General features: G+C 39.7%; 13 protein-coding genes and 1 pseudogene. 9 read left to right on the forward strand and 5 right to left on the reverse strand.

Annotated features, from left to right (window positions below; genetic code table 11):
* The first annotated feature begins 118 nt into the window (after positions 1–118).
* The 3 genes from H5159_RS07075 (at position 119) to H5159_RS07085 (ending at position 2,160) form a co-directional block, all read left to right on the forward strand.
* Positions 119–997, forward strand: a complete 879-nt coding sequence (locus H5159_RS07075) for an MBL fold metallo-hydrolase (protein WP_024595728.1) — start codon at positions 119–121, stop codon at positions 995–997.
* Positions 998–1,037: 40 nt separating this feature from the next.
* Positions 1,038–1,688 carry a DsbA family protein gene (locus H5159_RS07080; protein WP_182695368.1) on the forward strand — a complete coding sequence of 217 codons (651 nt, stop codon included), beginning with the start codon at positions 1,038–1,040 and terminating at the stop codon, positions 1,686–1,688.
* A gap of 82 nt (positions 1,689–1,770) precedes the next feature.
* Entirely contained in the window at positions 1,771–2,160 is a 390-nt protein-coding gene (locus tag H5159_RS07085; RefSeq protein WP_182780081.1) for a nuclear transport factor 2 family protein, read from the forward strand.
* 45 nt (positions 2,161–2,205) lie between these two features.
* On the opposite strand, the gene H5159_RS07090 is transcribed toward H5159_RS07085, so the two are convergent.
* From H5159_RS07090 to H5159_RS07100, 3 genes are all read right to left on the reverse strand, one after another.
* Positions 2,206–3,153, reverse strand: a complete 948-nt coding sequence (locus tag H5159_RS07090) for a carbohydrate kinase (RefSeq protein ID WP_039488389.1) — start codon at positions 3,151–3,153, stop codon at positions 2,206–2,208.
* Between the two features lie 113 nt (positions 3,154–3,266).
* Positions 3,267–5,663 carry a TonB-dependent siderophore receptor gene (locus H5159_RS07095; protein WP_182692364.1) on the reverse strand — a complete coding sequence of 799 codons (2,397 nt, stop codon included), beginning with the start codon at positions 5,661–5,663 and terminating at the stop codon, positions 3,267–3,269.
* 171 nt (positions 5,664–5,834) lie between these two features.
* Positions 5,835–7,061 carry a sugar MFS transporter gene (locus H5159_RS07100; RefSeq protein WP_039488390.1) on the reverse strand — a complete coding sequence of 409 codons (1,227 nt, stop codon included), beginning with the start codon at positions 7,059–7,061 and terminating at the stop codon, positions 5,835–5,837.
* A 176-nt stretch (positions 7,062–7,237) separates the two neighbouring features.
* On the opposite strand from H5159_RS07100, the gene gtfA reads away from it, so the two are divergent.
* Complete coding sequence (gene gtfA / locus H5159_RS07105; RefSeq protein WP_002960098.1) at positions 7,238–8,710, forward strand: sucrose phosphorylase; 1,473 nt, start codon at positions 7,238–7,240, stop codon at positions 8,708–8,710.
* A 95-nt stretch (positions 8,711–8,805) separates the two neighbouring features.
* Here the strand turns inward: gtfA and H5159_RS07110 are convergent, their stop codons facing one another.
* Together H5159_RS07110 and H5159_RS07115 are read right to left on the reverse strand one after the other, a co-directional pair.
* Positions 8,806–9,837, reverse strand: coding sequence for a LacI family DNA-binding transcriptional regulator (locus tag H5159_RS07110; RefSeq protein WP_182695370.1), 1,032 nt, complete (start codon positions 9,835–9,837; stop codon positions 8,806–8,808).
* An 80-nt stretch (positions 9,838–9,917) separates the two neighbouring features.
* Positions 9,918–10,811 carry an AraC family transcriptional regulator gene (locus H5159_RS07115; RefSeq protein ID WP_024596981.1) on the reverse strand — a complete coding sequence of 298 codons (894 nt, stop codon included), beginning with the start codon at positions 10,809–10,811 and terminating at the stop codon, positions 9,918–9,920.
* Between the two features lie 171 nt (positions 10,812–10,982).
* Between H5159_RS07115 and H5159_RS07120 the strand changes: the two genes are divergently transcribed.
* The 5 genes and pseudogenes from H5159_RS07120 to H5159_RS07145 form a co-directional block, all read left to right on the forward strand.
* Complete coding sequence (locus H5159_RS07120; RefSeq protein ID WP_182695372.1) at positions 10,983–12,503, forward strand: aldehyde dehydrogenase family protein; 1,521 nt, start codon at positions 10,983–10,985, stop codon at positions 12,501–12,503.
* Between the two features lie 474 nt (positions 12,504–12,977).
* Positions 12,978–14,523, forward strand: a protein-coding gene (locus H5159_RS07125) for an IS3 family transposase (protein WP_182780082.1) whose coding sequence is annotated in 2 segments (ribosomal slippage) — positions 12,978–13,459 and positions 13,458–14,523 — 1,548 coding nt in all. Because the reading frame shifts where the segments join, the coding sequence is not laid out codon by codon here.
* A gap of 344 nt (positions 14,524–14,867) precedes the next feature.
* Positions 14,868–15,101, forward strand: coding sequence for a hypothetical protein (locus H5159_RS07135; RefSeq protein ID WP_007379016.1), 234 nt, complete (start codon positions 14,868–14,870; stop codon positions 15,099–15,101).
* 632 nt (positions 15,102–15,733) lie between these two features.
* Positions 15,734–16,042, forward strand: a complete 309-nt coding sequence (locus tag H5159_RS07140) for an AAA family ATPase (protein ID WP_182737735.1) — start codon at positions 15,734–15,736, stop codon at positions 16,040–16,042.
* A gap of 61 nt (positions 16,043–16,103) precedes the next feature.
* Positions 16,104–16,403: pseudogene (locus H5159_RS07145) on the forward strand (transposase); the annotation flags it as partial.

Raw genomic sequence — 16,403 nt, forward strand, 5'->3', positions numbered from 1 at the left:
CACTTTGCCTATATGTTCGATTTATGCAACAGATAGTTGCATTCTGCCTAGTTTTTCATTCTTAAATTGCAACATACAATAGCCTCATCTTAACGAAATAACAAACAGGCTACTGAGAATGAAAAAAGTTAAACACGTATTAGCAGCAACAGCTTTATTAGCAAGCACATTAATGCAACCGGTATTAGCGCAAAGTGAATTAGTTGTTGATGTATATAACCCACAAGACAAAAGTATTTTTGCTGTTTCATCAAGCATTATAAGTGGTGATAACGAAGTGTTATTAGTGGATGCCCAATTTCAGCGTAATGATGCACAAGCATTGGTTGAAAAAATAAAAGCGAGCGGTAAAACATTAACAGCTGTTTATATTAGTCACAGCGACCCTGATTTTTACTTTGGTTTAGATGTAATTAAAGCTGCTTTTCCAAAAGCAAAGTTATTAGCGACTAAATCAACAGTAGAGAATATTAAGCGCTCAATGCAAGGAAAGTTAAATTATTGGGGGCCTATTTTAAAGAGCAATGCACCTAAAGAACTTATTTTGCCAGAAGTAATGCTATCTAATAGCTTAACTATAGATGGGAAAGAAATTATTATTAAAAATTTACAGCATGATCCAAAGCATACTTACCTTTGGATCCCTTCTATAAAAACAGTGCTGGGTGGGGTTGTAGTATTTGATCAAATGCATGTGTGGTTGGCCGATTCGAGCACTGCTGCAGAGCGTCAAACTTGGCAGTCAACATTAGATAACATCGAGAATTTAAAACCACAGACTGTTATTCCAGGTCATTTTTTACAGGGCAGTAAACAAGACCTTTCTGGTGTGTCATTCATGAAAGGATACTTAAATAAAGCGGATAGCGCTGCAAAAAATGCAAAAAACTCAACTGAATTTGTAGAGATAATGACTCAAGCTTACCCTGATTTAGGTGCAAGAAGCATTTTAGAGTTGGGCTCAAAAGTGGTTATGGGTGAGATGCAATGGCACTAAGTGCCCTTGCGTTAAGCAATTATTTAGATAGGAAATATTAATGAAAAACGTAACGTTACATATAATTGTTGACCCTTTATGTGGTTGGACTTACGGCAGCGTGCCCTTGATCACCGCTGCTGAAAATATTGATGGTTTAATTGTAAAAGTACACAGTGGAGGTATGCTAACAGGTGATAATGTCAAACCTGTGACTCCTGCATGGCGTGAATTTGCACTTAAAAACGACAGTGTCATAGCGAAGAAAACCGGTCAGGTATTTGGTAGTAACTATACTGATGGGCTTTTAAAAACCAACGATATTATACTCAACTCGGCTCCGGCTATTACCGCTATATTGGCAGCGCAAGAGCTTGGTATATCAGGTGGGGAAATGCTTAATAGTATTCAACATGCTTATTATGCTCAGGGTAAAAACATTATGCAGCTGCATGTACTGACTGATATTGCATTGGAGCTGGGTTTAAACAAGGCCTTATTTGAAACCCACTTTAATGCGCTAGAAGGCGGTGCAACAGATCAACATATAGCACAAAGCCGAGGCTTATTGCACGATATTCATGGGCAAGGCTTTCCTAGTGCAGCATTTGAATTTAACACAGGTAAGTGGCAAAAAGCCGATATAGCCCATTATTATGGAAAAACTGAGCAGTGGGTTACCTACTTACAGCAATCAGTTGCGCTAGTATAGTGTGATGAAATTTCTAAATAATAAAGCTGTTTATATTACAGCTTTATTGAGCTTCCTTTTTATAGTGCAAGGGTGTGCAAAAATGAACAACATAGACATAATTAAAAGTACGTATGAAGGCAAAACATCACAAGAGAATGGGCAAAATTTAGTTGCTCATGCAAATGATACTATTACTTGGAAAGAGGCTGACGGTTTTGCTTATGCTGGTACATACCATGGTATGAATGACATTACTGAACATGTTTTTCAAAAGCTTGCAAGCGAGTGGTATAACTACACGTTTACGCCACAAAACTACTTATCCCAAGATGATACTGTTGTAGTGTATGGCACGTACTCTGGTACTTATATTAAAACGGGTAAAAAAATGCAAGCTAGGGTCGCGCATATTTGGCAGCTTAAAAATCAAAAAATAACGCACTTTGAACAAATAGTGGATAGTAAAATGGTGTTTGATGCTATGCAGTAACTACGCGTTACTGCATATATTTGAACTTAAAAAACATTAGGTCTATTAAAGTACATCAGCCAGCACAGGTAATGCCGGAAATGCCCCTTTAGCTAAACACGCTTTAGAGCCACATTTAAGAGCGAAGTGCAGGGCGCCTTTTACGCTCGCTTTATCATTTAGTTTATCTGCTAGTGGTAAATCACTTCCTAAGTTATTTAAGTAGTATAAAACCCCCGCTATAAATGCATCACCTGCGCTTGTTGTATCTACGGCGTTTATTTTTGGTGCCGATTCGTTAAGTGTAAATGCGCTGTGGTAAACCGTGGCAGGCTCTGGTCCATCGGTTAAAAACACCAGTTTTACTCCGGTATTTAATAGCATTTGAATGTAATCATCGCTCGTTGTATCGCTATGCTGAGCTAAAAAATTAAGTTCGTCACGCGAGAGTTTTACTATGTCACAATAGGTGTAACAGGCTTTTACATTGCTTGCTATATCGTTTGTGTTTTCCCACAAGCTGTAGCGTAAATTCACATCAAAACTGACGAGCTTATTATTCGCTTTTGCAAGTTCTAGCGCTTTAACCGTTGTGTTGGCAATTGCTGATTCGGTTAATGTGTTTGAACAAAAGTGTAGTGTGCTTATTTCTTGCCAATTTATATGCGCTAAATGCGCCTGCGTTAATAGTACATCGGCTGTGTTATGGCGATAAAAGCCAAAACTACGCTCGCCGGTTTCATCAAGGCTTACTATAACCATGGCGGTTTGTGAGCCTGCAATGGTAAATAAATAGTCTGTATTTACATTGTATTGCGCTAATGCATTACTTAATTGATTGGCAAAATGATCGTCCCCTTTACCACCACAAAATGCAGCCTCTGCGCCGAGTTTTGCGTAGCCAACAGCTACATTGGCAGGCGCGCCACCTGGTATAGGTAAATAGGCTGAGTTATTAGCATCTTGTGGCAGCATATCAATTAATAGCTCGCCTAAGCACAGGAGTTTAGTCATTTGGAATATCCTAAAAAGCCTAGCAAGGCTAGGCTAAAAAACGTGAAGGGTGTTATTTATTCATACTTTAAAAGGCGCTACAGTGACTACTCACCGCAGCGCAATACACACATTTAGTTAAAAGCGTATTTTAAAGTTACCGACGTTGTGCGGCCGTTAATAGTACGGGCACGAATAATGTTATTTTCAGGTACTGAACCTTCTTCTGCTTCTGTAATACCTACTGTATCGAAGAGGTTATTCACATTAAGCGCAATATTAAGGTTTTCAGATAAGTCATAGCTTACAAAGCCATTTACCTGTGTGTAGCCGTCAAATTGTAGATCGTTATTATCTTGAGCGTATGCATCGGTAGTACCAATGAAACTTACCCCTGCAGCGCCTTTTTCATAGTTGTAACGTGCCATTAATGAGTAAATTAAATCGGCTTGACGACGTGGTGTATTACCTACAACATCTGGGTTAAGCGCATCTTTTGCTATTTCTGCATCGGTCCAAGTTAAATTACCGCGAAAATCCCATGCATCAATAAAGTAAGTAGATTCTATTTCAATCCCTTTTGCTTCGTATTCACGGTCAAAAAACGTTTGTGATGTTGCTTCAAAATTTTGCTCTTCAGTTTCGGCAAAAAACGCAGTAGCAAACACTGATAATGAATCAAAGCGCTTTTTAACACCAAACTCAAACTGGTTTACTTCATCAACAGCGTCTTCTTTTGCAACAGAGCCGTCGGCGCGTACTTTACCAAATAAAAGACGGTCAGCATTTGCACGCCCACCTTTACTAATACGTGCAAACGTAGCAAGGCTTGGGTCAATTTGATAATTAGCACCAATTGAATAAGAAGAATAGTTCCAGTCATAGTTTACTGGGCTGGCGTTGGCAATATCAATACCTGCAACGTTTTGCTCAGGGATTGATATTTCTCCGTCGCGGTTCATATCTACAGTTGATGTTACGGCACCTGCATAGTTACCGCGAGCTTCGCCACTGTCGTAACGGGCACTTGCATCAATGCTTACGTCGCCTAATTTAGTAGAGAATGCAACGTATGGTGCACGGGTGTCGTACTCTGTGTCGTAATCACGTTGGCAACAGTTTCCCCAGTAAGGTGTGCCATATGCATATAAACCATTTTCTGAAAATTCAGTACCGTCAGCTGCAGTAACATTTAATAATGCAGCATTGTCGCCTTTAAGCTCCATAAGGTATGAATTCCATAACCACGACATAGCAATGTTTTGTGTTGACGCGTAATAACCAAAGGTAATGCTGGTGTCATCATCAAACGATTTAGTTAGTTTAAAGTCGTTAACTAATGAATCGAAGTCGTTCATTGTTACGTCAAACGTATGAATTCGCATAGCAAGGTCGTCGTTAAATGCAGCGCCCGTGTTTGCGTTACTGAGTGTTGCGCCTACACCACCAATGCTCTGTGCAATAGATGATGCGCTGCCAACCTCTGCAGGAATAAGCGAGTTAAAGTTGCCGCTTATTGATGATTTACGAAAACGGTTTTCGATACGCCAATCGTTATCTAAATCAAATACAGCTTCAAAACCAACAGAGTCAACCTTTGGATTCATACCATCGCGAATATCGCCGCTACTGATTTGGTTTTCACCATTTAAACGTACTGTTTTAGTAAATAACGCTGAGTGAGGTGTGTCTGATTGCGCATCAAAGCCAGCAATAGAGTCACCATTTGAGTACATTGGCATTGGAAGGTAGCCAACACTCTTATCGTCTAAGTGTTTGTAGTAAAGGCGAACGTAACCGTTGTCGAAATCTTTTGTAAGATTAGCTTTTATTTGGCCACCTTTATTAGACGTGTAACCTGTTTCGCGCGGGCCTTCGCCTTGTCGAACAAAGCCACCAACATGAAAACGCACGCTATCGGTTAAGTAAGTGCCGTATTCAAAGTCTGTACGAACGCTGTCGTAATCTAAGCCAAGTGTTGTAGATACACTGCCAGATTCGTTTTCGCCATTTTTAGAGATAAAGTTAATAATGCCACCAGGTGCATTACTTGCTGCAGTAGATGCTGAGCCACCACGAATCGATTCGATAGTTTGCACAGTGTTATCTAATCGCATAAAAATATCTGAATTACCAAAAGCGATATCACCGTATTGCAGTACAGGTAAACCATCTTCTTGTAATTGTAAAAATTTTGCACCGCCTGAAGCAACTGGCAGGCCACGAACAGCAATATTTGCATTACCTTCGCCACCTGTCGATTCTGCACGAATACCAGGAATGATTCTAAAAGCCTCGGCTGTTGAGCGAGGAGTAGACACCTGAACTTGTTCAAGTGATACGCTACTAACTGAAACGCTTGAAGCCATGATTGTTGTTCGACGTGGTACGCCGGTTACAACAATTGTTTCAAGACCTTTGTTTTGTGATGCTTCAGGTGTTGCTTGGTCTGTTTCTTGTGCGTTAACGCCTTGACTTACGGCAAGTGCTAAAGCGCTGATTAAATATAAAGGTGTATTGTGTGTTGTCATGTGAACGCCTCGTTGTGTTGAACCCAGTAGGATTTGTTATTTTCACTTAATCGATTAAGTAAAAATAACAAATATTTTACAATAAGCAAATTATTTTGTGTTTAATTTGCTCTTTTATTATTCATATGTTGATTTTAAAAGTATTTTTTATTGTATTGAGATACAAATTTATTAAGCTGTTGGGTTATTTTCTTGTAAAGCACTCATTGATGGGTCGCGTAAATAATTGAACAACATGGCTACAAATAAAATCACGGCAAACCCTGTTGCTAAGTAAAAGCCATAGCGCACATGGCCAAAGTAATCGCTGATCATACCCATAAATAAAGGAGCTAAAGCAGCCGATAATGCGGTAAAAAATAATATAACGCCGGCTACGGCTCCATGGCGCTCAGCAGGAAAACACGATATACCTTTAGAGTTTAAAGTTGGATAAACCATAGACATAAATAAACCTGAAAGAGGTAGTAACCCTACAGCCCAGTCAACGCCACCAATAAGTGTACCCACATAACAAAGCGCAATACCTAAGCTTAAATAAGCCATAACACCTTGCCAGCTATAACGATTTAGTAACCATACAGCAATAAAACGACCTGCAGCACGTAGTATAAAAAATATAGTAAGTGCATAAGTGGCAAGGAGTGGCCAAGAGCCTGTGTAGTCCTTTAATAGCGTTGGCATCCATACATAAATAGCCACTTCAGTCGCTACATAAAGTGCAATAGCTAAAGAAAAGCCAAGTGCATAAGGGTTTTTTACCATTTTCATGGTCGTGGCCAAAGAGGCTGGCTTTTCAGTTGTTTTAACTACGTCAGGGTAGTCTGCGCGCCATGCTAATAAAGCAAGGATTAAACACATTACGCCCGCAGTAATATACAGGTATGTCCAACTAACGTTTTGCACTAATAAAACACCAACTAGGGCAGGGCCTACAATAGCGCCAATGCCAAAAAAGCCCTCAACCTTGTTCATAGTTTTAGTATGGTCGTCGTTACTATGTGAAATATCGCCAAGCAATGCCAGTGCGCCGGTTTTAAATAAACCAATGGCCAGGCCTATGCAGCAAAGCAATACTAAAAAGAAAGTAAAACTGGTGCTAAATGCAAATAAAAAACAACTCGCGGAAAATATTAATAGACCTAGCATAATGGTTTTTTTACGGCCAAGGCTGTCAGCTAAAAAGCCTAAAAATAATCCACTAAAGGCAATGAGTGCCATAGGAGCGTAATGAAATGCACTAGCTTGAGTCATGCTCAAACCGAAATCTTTTATAAGTTCGGGGATTATCATGCCGACTGCGTCAGAGGTCATGGCAAACATAAAAAACATCATGTATGTAAGCCAGCGTATTTGTTGCAGTGGGTCGCTGCTTACGTGAGTGTGTGATTTTGTCATGTGTTTATTCCTCGTTAAATTCTCTATTAATACTTCGTAAGTCAGTCAGTTGCTTACTGTAGTATTACGTGAGACACGAAATTTGTATGTAAAATTATTAAAAATTACTTGTAAATTCTTACTCGCTAGTTAAAGATATATCTTAATCGATTAAGTTTCAACATGGTAATCACACAATGATGAAGAATAAAGTTCAATTGATCACATATGCTGATCGAATCACTGGCCAAAATATAGGCGCGCTAACCACACTTTTAAACGGCCCTTTAAAAGGCGTATTTGGTGGTGTGCACTTATTGCCATTTTACAATCCTATTGATGGCAGCGATGCTGGCTTTGACCCTATTGACCATAGTGAAGTTGATTCTAGAATAGGCACTTGGGAAGACATACAAGTATTAGGTAAAGATCTCGACTTAATGGCTGACCTAATTGTTAACCATGTATCGGCGCAGTCTTTTCAGTTTCAAGATGTATTAGCTAAAGGTAAGCAATCAGAATTTTGGGATTTGTTTTTAACCAAAGATGATGTATTTCCAAATGGTATGAGCGAAGCTGAGCAAAAAGCAATTTACCGCCCACGTCCTGGTAGTTGCTTTACCCCAATGAAATGTGGTGATGGTAAAACGTATGACTTCTGGACCACTTTTACCGATAACCAAATTGATATAAACGTAAAAGTAGAAGCCGGTGTTGCGTATTTAAATAACGTACTCACTAAATTTTCGGCTAACAATGTAAATATTATTCGTTTAGATGCGGCGGGTTACGCTATTAAGCAAGCTGGCACTAACTGCTTTATGCTTGATGAAACGTTTGGCTACCTAGATAACTTATCTAAGCAAGCAAACGATTTAGGCATGGAAACCATTGCAGAAATTCATAGCCATTATCAAACTCAGGTAGAAGTGGCAAAACGCGTAAATATGGTTTACGACTTTGCGTTACCACCGCTTATTTTACACAGCTTATTTAACAACGATGTAGATGCACTGCTCAAATGGTTACAAATTTCGCCACGTAATTGCTTAACTGTACTTGATACACATGACGGTATTGGCATTATTGACGCAGGTCCAATGGGCGACAAACCAGGGCTATTAAATGCACAGCAGATTGATAACCTAGTAGAAACAATGCACGCCAACAGCAACAACCAAAGCCGCCAAGCTACGGGCGCTGCGGCGAGTAATGTCGACTTATATCAAGTTAACTGTACGTACTACAACGCATTAGGCGCTAAAGACTTTGATTACTTACTGTCGCGTGCAATTCAATTTTTTGCTCCAGGTGTACCACAAGTTTATTACGGCGGCCTATTTGCTTGCGAAAACGACATGGAATTACTGACAAATACAAATGTAGGCCGTGATATTAACCGCCCATATTTAGATGCAAATATAATCGACAAAGCCTTAAATAAGCCTGTAGTAAAAGGTTTAATTGAATTAATTAAAATTCGCAATTCACACCCTGCATTTGCAGGTGAATTTAGCGCCCAAGGTGAAGGCAGTATGTGTTGTTTATCGTGGCAACTAGATGAGCAAACTATTTCACTTACTGTTGATTTTAAATTACGCCATGCACTTATTACGCAGGTAAATGGTGATGAAGAAACAACGATTAACTTAAATTCATTTTTAGCTTAATGTTATAAAAGTAATTTACAAACGCCATGTAAAGCAAAAGCCAAGCTTAAGTAGCTTGGCTTTTTAACACATAAAACTATTACAAGGTTTGTAAGCTAACTACTCGCACCAATCTCTAATTCGTAACTGACTTCCTGAGTTTTTTCTTCTTTAGAAATAAATAATTCAGCGGCTATAACGCCTTTTTCTTGGCTGTTTTGATGAATGGTGGTGAGGCGAGGCACAAACCGGGCTGCTTCATCAATACCATCAAAGCCCACAATACGCAGTTCTTCACCTATTTTTATGCCTTGTTTTATTGCTTCTCGCATTGTGGCAAGCGCAATTAAATCACTCATACAAATAATAACGTTAGGACGAGGGGAGGCACTTAAAACCTCTTTAGCAGCAATATTAGCAAAACGCTCGCTACTTTCAGGAATGTTCCAAATACGATCGTCAGCTACCGTAATATTTGCCTCGCTTAAAGCGCGTTGATAACCACGTAAACGTTGATGCGAAATAGATTGTCCGGTTTCAAATTCGTGGTGTTCATACACGCGGCATAATACGTTTTCATCAAGTAATCTAAGCCCTAATATAGCCACTTTATCGCTTTGATTATGCAGTACGTGTTTAGCAATTTCGTAACTTGCTTGCTCGTTATTAATATTTACAGAGGCATTGCGAGCAATATCAAAATCAATTGTCACTACATGTTTAGACACTGTTTTTAACTGCTCAACTAACGCGTTATTACGAGGGCGGCCATAACAAATAAAGCCATCTACCAAGTCGACCACGTTGTTAAGGTTACCGCTATTACCTGAAAACAATAAAACATTAATGCCGTTTTTTTCAAGCACCGAGGTAACACCGCGCATAAAGCTGCTAGCCACAGGGTCCGACACCATGTATTCCACACTATCGGGCAGCACTAAAGCGACAATATTAAATGTGCCATTACGCAAAGATTGCGCGGCCTTATTGGGCCCGTAATAGCCCAAAGTTTTACACGCTGCAAGAATATCGTCTCGGCGTTTAGCCGATAGCTGATCAGGGCGATTAAACGCATTAGATACTGTCGCGTTAGACACACCTAACTCTTTAGCAATACTTTTAAGGGTCCAGCGGGTTTGCTTACTCATACCAATTCTTTACTCAATACACATGTTAATAAACTAACATATTCAGGGCGTTAGCAAAGTAAAAAAATAAGATTTTAGGGCTAATGTCGGCATTCTTTAGGCGCAATGCCAAAGGTTTGTTTAAATAGGCGACTAAAGTGGCTCGCGCTATTAAATCCAACATCAAAGCACACTTGGCTAATTGCATGGCCTTGTAGTAATTGAGTACGCGCTTTTTTTAGTCTTAACTGTTGCTGCCAAAGAGCTGGGGTAGTGCCAAATGCGAGTTTAAATTGATGATAAAACTTACTTCGGCTCATACATGCTATTTTGCATAAGGTATTTATGTCGAGCGTTTCACTTAAGTGTTCTTCAATATAAAGCAGGGCATCGCTCACTTTTGTTTTAAGGCGTGGCTTATCGCAGCTAGCTAGCAATAGCTCGCGGCTTTGTTGTTGTAATAAACGGGTGATCAATTCGTTCAACGACAAATCAATCAAGTAATGTCGCTGTGCGCCTTGCTCACTAAATAAATGCACCATGCGCTCTAATAATTGCTGCGTTTGAATATTATGTTGGGTATGCACTAACTGAGGTACATATTCAAATAAGCCATCGTGTGCAAAATTTTGCTGCATGTTTAGTGCATTCGCCACGCTCGTTATTTTATCTGTGCTAATTTCAATGGCTAAACAGGTGGTTGGGGCGTGCATTGATGCTTGTGGAAAATCAATTAAAACACCTTGCTCTGGCGCTAATACAAACGACTCGTGTGGTAAAAATACTTTATGGTATTGGCTCCTTTCTACGTGCATTACCTTTTTGCCGCTTAGCATGGCACAAAACAGCAGCTCGTTTGAGTGCAGTGCTACCTTTTGCGCGCTTTGATACGTGTCGTAAATACTCAACTCACTGCTATCTGCAGCGAATGTGACTTTATTTTCTATTAATACATCAAGTTGTTGGCGTTTTTTGTTTAACTGAGATGTGTGCATATCAATCCTTTAGGTTTTATTAGTTTGGACTCACAGACAACTTTTGTGGACAGCTAATCAAGTTTTTAGGTACTTGTTAGTTTAATGTCAATCAACATTGATTAAATATAAAGCATTTTGTTTTATATAAATGTTCGACCTTTAGCTAACAACAATAAAGAGAGCACACACATGATATATGCAAATCCAGGTAGCGATGGCGCACTCGTAAACTTTAAACAACAATACGGGAACTACATTGGCGGAGAGTGGGTGAAGCCAGTTAATGGCCAATATTTTGATAATATAAGCCCAGTAAACGGTAAGGTATTTTGCCAAATACCGCGTTCAGACAAAGACGACATAGAGCTGGCTCTCGATAAAGCGCATGCAGTGCGAGAGCAATGGGGCACAACGTCGGTGACCGACCGAAGTAACATACTGCTAAAAATAGCCGACCGAATTGAGCAAAACCTAGAGTTACTAGCTGTTGCCGAAACATGGGATAACGGTAAAGCAATTCGTGAAACACTCGCTGCTGATATTCCGCTAGCGGCAGATCACTTTCGCTACTTTGCAGGGTGCCTACGATCGCAAGACGGCACTATAGGTGAAATAGACGCAACCACCGTTGCGTATCATTTTCACGAGCCACTAGGTGTGGTTGGGCAAATTATTCCGTGGAATTTCCCTATTTTAATGGCCGCCTGGAAACTAGCGCCAGCACTTGCTGCAGGTAACTGTGTAATTTTAAAACCGGCTGAGCAAACACCAGCTTCTATTTTAGTTTTAATGGAGATAATTGGCGATTTACTCCCTGCAGGCGTATTAAATATAGTAAACGGCTTTGGTAAAGAAGCGGGTGAAGCACTGGCAACAAGCAAGCGTATCGCTAAAATTGCATTTACGGGTTCAACGCCTGTGGGCTCACATATTTTGAAATGCGCTGCTGAAAATATTATTCCTTCAACGGTCGAGCTCGGTGGTAAATCACCTAATATATTTTTTAATGATGTAATGGAAAAAGACGATGCGTTTTTATCCAAAGCTATTGAAGGCGCCGTGCTTGCTTACTTCAACCAAGGCGAGGTGTGTACGTGCCCATCAAGGTTGTTTATTCAAGAAGATATATACGAGCAGTTTATTGAGCGCATACTCGAACGTACCCAACAAATTAAACGCGGAAACCCACTCGACAGCGAAACTATGGTTGGCGCACAAGCCTCAAAAGCACAGTTTGATAAAATACTCAGCTACATTGAAATAGGTAAAAAAGAAGGTGCAGAAGTGCTCACTGGCGGAAACGTAGAGCAACTAAGTGGCGATTTAAACGGTGGTTACTACATACAACCTACGTTATTAAAGGGCACAAATGACATGCGTGTGTTCCAAGAAGAAATTTTTGGCCCTGTTATTTCTATGTCGACCTTTAAAGATGAAGCCGAAGCACTCGAGCTTGCCAACAGCTCTGAGTTTGGTTTAGGCGCCGGTGTATGGAGCAGAAACATGAACCGTGCTTATCGCATGGGTCGTAAAATAGAAGCAGGGCGAGTGTGGACCAACTGCTATCACATGTACCCAGCACATGCTGCATTCGGTGGTTATAAAAAATCAGGAATAGGGCGCGAAACGCACAAACTGGCACTTGATCACTACCAACAAACTAAAAATTTATTAGTGAGCTACAGCGAAGATCCGCTTGGCTTCTTTTAAAAAATTTTAATACAACAATCACTCAGTAATGAGCGCTGCATATTTGCGGCGCTTTTTCATTTTAAGGGGTCCATTGCACCACTTACTGCTTGTTGTAATACATAAATAGGATACTAATTGAATTAAAATGTTGAAACTTCAGGGCTTTAAATAATTCATTAACTGCGTTAAAAAAGTGATTTAATAATATGAGTTTTATAAAAAGCTGATTCATAGTTAGCTAGTTGTTTACATAAGATTATTTGATGGCTAAGATAAATACATCGTAATTTATGAAACTTTACGGTCTATAAAACGATAAAGGCCTCAGAGAGAGTAACTAACTTTTTGTCAACGATATGGAGATCATTATGTACCCAAAAGAATTTTACATCCTACCCGAAGAGCTTTTCCGCCTCGGAAATGCTTCAAGTCCTCGTCTACCCCCTGTGTCAGGATAGTTGTCGCCTCTAACTTTTAATAGAGGCAGATAAAATGAGACGTCGATTTACACAAGAATTTAAAGTTCAAGCTGTTGAAAAAGCATTATCTCAATGTGATGATGTTCGCCTAGAAGATATTGCGCTTGATTTAAGCATCGGTTATTTAACCTTGCAACGATGGATCGCGCTTGCTAAAAACCATGAACTTGAAACTAAAAATAATGGTAGTCACATGACAACAGAAAAACGCCCTCATGACTGGAGCTTAGAAGAAAGGCTTAACGCCATTATTGAATGTGCGAGTTTAGATGAAGCAGCTCTTAATGAATTTTGCCGTGCAAAGGGGCTTTACCCGCATCATATTAAACAATGGAAGCAAGATTTTGCTAAAGGGTCTTCAACGAAGCCCGTAAAATCAGACAGTAAACAGCTCAAACAAGAAATTAAGCAGCTTCAAAAAGAGCTTAATCGTAAAGACAAAGCGTTAGCAGAAACAGCCGCCTTACTCGTACTCAAAAAAAAGCCGATGCGCTCTGGGGTTTCAACGAGGACGATTAACCAGCTCAACTGAGCGTCATGAATTGATAAAGCTCATTACCGACGCGCAGAAATCAGGGGCAAGGCAAGAAAAAGCATGTGAGTTACTTGGTCTAACGGCAAGAACAATTCAACGCTGGATTGAAGCTGATGATATGACAGATAAGCGAACAAGTACGATAAAGCGACCACCTAACAGGCTAACTGAATTAGAGCAACAGCGTATAATTAAGACTGTTAATTCAATAGAATATGGGCATTTACCACCTAGCAAGATAGTCCCTAAACTATTGGATAAAGGTGTGTGGATAGCATCAGAAAGTTCGTTCTATCGTGTTATGAAATCGCATAAATTATTAACACACAGAGAAAAAGTTAAACCAAATAAAAAGATAAAAAAGCCAAAAGCACTCAGGGCAACACGTGTAAACGAAATTTATACATGGGATATCACGTATTTGCCAACAGCTGTTAAAGGTCAGTTTTTATACTTATATTTAGTGATGGATATTTATAGTCGAAAAATAGTTGGTTGGCAGGTTCATGACACACAACTAAGCACACTGGCGGCTGATTTAATGGTAGATATTTGCAGGCGAGAGCAGGTAAAGCCTGAGCAAGTCACGCTGCACTCGGATAATGGTAGTCCAATGAAAGGGGCAACGTTATTAGCGACATTGCAGGAGTTAGGTATTGTTCCTTCATTTAGCCGACCGTCTGTGAGTAATGATAATCCTTATTCTGAATCGCTATTTAAGACGTCAAAGTATCGCCCGGAATACCCTGAGAAAGCCTTTGAAAGCATGGGTAGCGCAAGAAAGTGGGTTAGCGGATTTGTTGATTGGTACAACGATGAGCACTTGCACAGCGGTATTAAATTTGTCACGCCAAACCAGCGTCATTTAGGATTAGATGAAGCGATACTAGCGAAACGTCATCAGGTAAATGAGATGGCGAAATTACAGAACCCAAGTCGTTGGTCAGGAAAGTCTCGAGATTGGACGATGATCAATGAAGTAAATTTAAATCCAGAGAAAAAAGAAGCAATGCGGGCGGCATAAAATTTAATTTGATGCGACAACTAACTTGAAAAACTCCGTCTATCGAATGTTCGAGCTCGTGATGTTGATGTTACAACCGTAAATGGAATTAAGGTTATTATCGCAAACGGAAAAGGGATCAGCGTTTTCGATATAGAAGGTATCAACAATGCACCAATGACTGGTTGGGTTTGGAGGTTTCCACCGAATACCCAGCCGCCTCATGGATTGAAGATGGTTCAGGATAAGCCACACCATTACTGTATTTCGCCCACTCGGAATATGCCGGTTGACAAGTTCAAGGGACTTCTTGAGGAAATGGCCCTAAAAGCATCTCGAGTATTTAAGAAAGAAGGAAAGATTGTATGAGTCAGTTCAAGCTTGAACTTGCAGGATCAGAGCTAAAATACGTGCTAGAGGGTCTCATAGCACTTGAACAAGAAATGGCAAAAATATGTGAAACGTCAGATGACTCAGATGAGATTGCTGATGTAGGCAATGATTTGATTGAGCTGCGCTTGTTACTAAATCCTTTGAAGGAGAGAGCCATCAGTCAGTTCGGAGATAGTATAACTGATTTTTCGCGGGATGAGTTATAAGTTAAAAAGTAAGTTTGGTGTCAATACCTAATTTTAAACCAATTTAGGGTTCCAGATGACACCATCTCTCACCATTAAATTCATGATCGCTACCAGCTTTCGTATGAACGCAATGATAAATAAATCACAAAGCACAATAAGCAACACACCCACCCTACGCAAAAAGCTGAGCAATGTAGACAAAATGAAAGTAAAAATAGACTGCCCAATAGGGCGACGACAGCTGTTTATTAAAGAATGGCAAGCGATTTTGCTGTATTGAACCGGCTTTTCTTTAGGTTAAAAGTGCAATATTACAGTCAACAAAGGCATGACACAGCCAAGCGAAAGTGAACGCCCAATGGCAACTGTATTGCCTTGTTCATAATATAGAAAAACTGCAAAATACGATGCATTAAGAAGGGAAAGCCCTTTTACTCTAAATAAAAGCCACTCAAACACCCGTAAATCCTTCCAAAACGCCAGTTAAAACAATACCAAACCAGCTTTTATATTCTATGAAAAATACAGTGATCGATTGAATCAAAATAGGAACTCAGCTATGGTCTATTTATCAATAAAAACAAATAAAAAACGAGTTAATCTACAGGCTCGTTAAAGGGCTTCAGCCGACTTAAAATATGGATGTTTAAATGAGACTACATGAGTTACACATAAATAATTTCAGAAAACTAAAAAATTGCTGCATTAAATTTAGAGACACAACATTTCTTATCGGACCAAATAATGCAGGTAAATCCAGCGTTTTTGCTGCATTAAACCACCTTCACAAAAACTCAAACCTTGATAGAGAAGATTATTCTAAAGAATATAATGAGGAAGAAGAAAGTTATTCCTATGAAAGTGAAGTAGAAGTTATTGCTGAATATCATAATGTGCCAATTGAAGCTAGCAGTTGGCTTGGCTTTAAAGGTCGTATTATTACTGTAGTGGTACAGTGATTTTAGCCACCCATTAAGAAAGAAATGTTATGCTGATAAGCATACAAATTTGGGTGAAAAAATGACGAAATTAAAACGCGCATCGTATTCTGCGGCAATAAAATTAGAAACAGCTCAGCTTGTAGTTGACCAAAGTTATACTCAAGAAGAAGCAGCCAAAGCAATGGGGGTGGGTAAATCAACCGTCAGTAAGTGGGTTACTCAATTAAAGCAAGAGCGGAGTGGCCAGACACCAACTGCTTCGCCAATGACGCCCGAACAAATTGAAATCCGCGAACTTAAAAAGCAAATCCAACGCATCGAATTAGAAAAGGATATATTAAAAAAGGCTACCGCTCTCTTGATGTCCGACTCCCTGAAC

This window comes from Pseudoalteromonas sp. SG43-1 (assembly GCF_014164415.1).
GTDB classification, from domain to species: Bacteria; Pseudomonadota; Gammaproteobacteria; order Enterobacterales; family Alteromonadaceae; genus Pseudoalteromonas; species Pseudoalteromonas distincta.

Coding starts and splice junctions, on each gene's coding strand:
- H5159_RS07075 (WP_024595728.1), top strand. CDS start 119: ATGAAAAAAGTTAAACACGTATTAGCAGCAACAGCTTTATTAGCAAGC.
- H5159_RS07080 (WP_182695368.1), top strand. CDS start 1,038: ATGAAAAACGTAACGTTACATATAATTGTTGACCCTTTATGTGGTTGG.
- H5159_RS07085 (WP_182780081.1), top strand. CDS start 1,771: ATGAACAACATAGACATAATTAAAAGTACGTATGAAGGCAAAACATCA.
- H5159_RS07090 (WP_039488389.1), bottom strand. CDS start 3,153: ATGACTAAACTCCTGTGCTTAGGCGAGCTATTAATTGATATGCTGCCA.
- H5159_RS07095 (WP_182692364.1), bottom strand. CDS start 5,663: ATGACAACACACAATACACCTTTATATTTAATCAGCGCTTTAGCACTT.
- H5159_RS07100 (WP_039488390.1), bottom strand. CDS start 7,061: ATGACAAAATCACACACTCACGTAAGCAGCGACCCACTGCAACAAATA.
- gtfA (WP_002960098.1), top strand. CDS start 7,238: ATGATGAAGAATAAAGTTCAATTGATCACATATGCTGATCGAATCACT.
- H5159_RS07110 (WP_182695370.1), bottom strand. CDS start 9,837: ATGAGTAAGCAAACCCGCTGGACCCTTAAAAGTATTGCTAAAGAGTTA.
- H5159_RS07115 (WP_024596981.1), bottom strand. CDS start 10,811: ATGCACACATCTCAGTTAAACAAAAAACGCCAACAACTTGATGTATTA.
- H5159_RS07120 (WP_182695372.1), top strand. CDS start 10,983: ATGATATATGCAAATCCAGGTAGCGATGGCGCACTCGTAAACTTTAAA.
- H5159_RS07135 (WP_007379016.1), top strand. CDS start 14,868: ATGAGTCAGTTCAAGCTTGAACTTGCAGGATCAGAGCTAAAATACGTG.
- H5159_RS07140 (WP_182737735.1), top strand. CDS start 15,734: ATGAGACTACATGAGTTACACATAAATAATTTCAGAAAACTAAAAAAT.